The 2596-nt window shown below is 68.6% G+C and carries 3 protein-coding genes; all 3 read left to right on the top strand.

Annotation, left to right across the window (positions count from 1 at the left end; all coding sequences use genetic code 11):
- Nucleotides 1–896 (top strand): AAA family ATPase (locus ACEN88_RS29010; RefSeq protein ID WP_413345277.1); only part of this gene is annotated, 896 nt, incomplete at its 5' end.
- 19 nt (nucleotides 897–915) lie between these two features.
- Nucleotides 916–2268 (top strand): CpaF family protein, encoded by a 1353-nt coding sequence (locus ACEN88_RS29005; RefSeq protein WP_413345275.1) that lies wholly within the window; start codon nucleotides 916–918, stop codon nucleotides 2266–2268.
- A 10-nt stretch (nucleotides 2269–2278) separates the two neighbouring features.
- Nucleotides 2279–2536: a hypothetical protein gene (locus tag ACEN88_RS29000; protein ID WP_413345273.1), complete on the top strand. Its 258-nt coding sequence runs from the start codon at nucleotides 2279–2281 to the stop codon at nucleotides 2534–2536.
- Nucleotides 2537–2596: the final 60 nt, after the last annotated feature.

The raw sequence follows: 2596 nt of genomic DNA, 5'->3' as shown, positions 1-2596 counted from the left end.
ACGCGATGCGGGCCGGCGTGCGCGAGGTGCTGCCGTCCGTGCATCCCGGCGAGCTGCTGGCGGCCGTCGAACGCGCGGCCGTGAAGCTGTCGGCCGTGCGCACGGCCAACCACGGCAAGATCCACGCCTTCATCGGCACGAGCGGCGGCAGCGGCACGACGTTCCTCGCGACGAACTTCGGCTACCAGCTGGCGCAGGCGCACAAGGTGCTGCTGATCGACCTGAACCTGCAGTTCGGCGACGCGCTCAGCTTCCTGCAGGACACCCGCGCGGCGAGCACGATCACGGACCTGGCGCGCGACATCAACCGCCTCGATCCTCCCCTGCTGCAGGCCAGCACCATCAAGGTCACGCCCACGTACAGCATCCTCGCGGCGCCGGAAGAACCGGGCCAGGCCGCCGACATCCGCCCGGAGCACATCGACGCCATCCTCAAGTTGGCCGTCACGCAGTACGACTTCGTGCTGCTCGACCTGCCGCGCGTGGTGGATGCCATGCTGATGACGGCGCTGGACCAGGCCGCGTCGATCTTCCTCGTGCTGCAGGCCAGCGTGCCGCACCTGCGCAATGCCGACAAGCTGCTGTCCGTGTTCCGCTCGCTCGACTACCCGAAGGACAAGATCGAGCTGCTGCTGAACCGCTACGACAAGCGCGACGACATCACGCTCGACAAGATCCGGCGCACCCTGGGCGCGCACGAGATCCACATGATCGCGAACGGCTGGCGCCAGGTGAGCACGGCGATCAACCACGGCGTGCCGCTCGTGCAGTTGGAGCGCAAGCACGGCGTGATCCGTGGCCTGTCGGAACTGGGCGGCGCGATGGCGCCCGCCGCCGAGCCATCTGCCGCGGGATCGCCCGCAGGCCTGTTCGACCGCCTGTTCCGCCGCGCCTGACCCACCCACGGAGGATGCCATGTCCCTGCGCGATAAACTCAGCATGCCCGTCGCCGCGGATGCCGGCAAGACCGGCGCCCAGCAGGCGATCCTGCGCGACGCCTACAAGCAGCTGAAGGAGCAGATGCACCTGAAGCTGCTCGACCGGTTCGACCTGACGGTACTGGAAAGCCTGCCGGCCGACCGCCTGCGCCAGGAGATCGCCGCCGCGATCGACGGCATGCTGCTGGACGAGGACACGCCCGTCAGCGGCCTCGAACGGCGCATGCTCGTGCGCGACATCCAGCACGAGATGCTGGGCTTCGGACCGCTCGAACTGCTGATGGCCGATCCGGCCGTCTCCGACATCCTCGTCAACGCGTGGGACAAGGTCTACGTCGAACGCCACGGCAAGCTGGAACTGTCCGACGTCACGTTCACGGACGACCGCCACCTGATGCGCATCATCGACAAGATCGTGTCGCTCGTCGGCCGCCGCATCGACGAATCGAGCCCGATGGTCGACGCGCGCCTGCCCGACGGCTCGCGCGTGAACGCGGTGATCCCGCCCGTCGCGCTGGACGGCCCGATGATGTCGATCCGCCGTTTCGCGCACATCCCGCTCAGGATGACGAACCTGGTGGACGAGATGCACAGCCTCACGCCGGACATGGCCGACATGCTCGAGGGCCTGAGCCGCGCGAAGGTCAACATGATGATCTCGGGCGGCACGGGCGCTGGCAAGACGACCTTGCTGAACATCCTGTCCGGCTACATCCCCGCGGCCGAGCGCCTCGTGACGATCGAGGACGCGGCCGAGCTGCAGCTGCAGCAGCCGCACGTCGTGCGCCTGGAAACGCGGCCGCCGAACATCGAGGGCAAGGGCGAGGTCACGGCGCGCGCCCTCGTCAGGAACGCCCTGCGGATGCGGCCGGACCGCATCATCATCGGCGAGGTGCGCGGCGCCGAGGCGGTCGACATGCTGCAGGCCATGAACACGGGCCACGAAGGCTCGCTGACGACGATCCACGCGAACACGCCGCGCGATGCGCTGTCGCGGCTGGAGAACATGATCGGCATGGCCAACCTGAACCTGCCGCACAAGGCGGCGCGCCAGCAGATCGCGTCCGCCATCACGGTCGTCATCCAGGCGCTGCGCCTGACGGACGGCCGGCGCAAGGTCACGAGCATCCAGGAGATCACGGGCATGGAAGGCGACGTGATCACGATGCAGGAAATCTTCGCCTACCACCAGACGGGCGTCGACGGCGACGGCCGCATCGTCGGCCATTTCCAGGCGACGGGCGTGCGTCCCCGCTTCGCGGAGCGGCTGCGCGCATTCGGCATCCACCTGCCCGACCACATGTTCGATCCGTCCCGCCGCCTTGCCTGAGGAGAGCGTCATGTCAGAGAACCCGTCCGGCCATGCCCTGTTCGTGATCCTGCTGCTGGTGTTCGTGTCCGTCATCCTGCTCGTCGAGGGCGCGTGGCTGCTGTACCGCGCGCGCCGCGGCCCGGAGGCGATGCGGCTGCAGCGGCGCCTCGACCAGCTCGCGCACACGGCCGCCAGCCCGGCCCGCCGCCCGCTGCTGAAGCGGGGCCGCCTGTCGGAGCTGTCGTTCGTGGCCCGCATCCTGAGCGGCGTCGTCTGTGTCGTATAAACATCTCCGAGCCCCCGAGACGGCGCGACATGGCGGATGGCGGGGGGGGGTTTGTAAAAA

The sequence above is a fragment of the Massilia sp. CT11-108 genome, assembly GCF_047302915.1.
In the GTDB taxonomy this organism is placed as follows: domain Bacteria; phylum Pseudomonadota; class Gammaproteobacteria; order Burkholderiales; family Burkholderiaceae_D; genus Telluria; species Telluria orientalis.
This window is presented reverse-complemented; position numbering and strand designations above follow the sequence as displayed.

Bases quoted from the DNA above. Each gene is read 5' to 3' on its own strand.
- ACEN88_RS29005 (WP_413345275.1), top strand. From the start codon at position 916: ATGTCCCTGCGCGATAAACTCAGCATGCCCGTCGCCGCGGATGCCGGC.
- ACEN88_RS29000 (WP_413345273.1), top strand. From the start codon at position 2,279: ATGTCAGAGAACCCGTCCGGCCATGCCCTGTTCGTGATCCTGCTGCTG.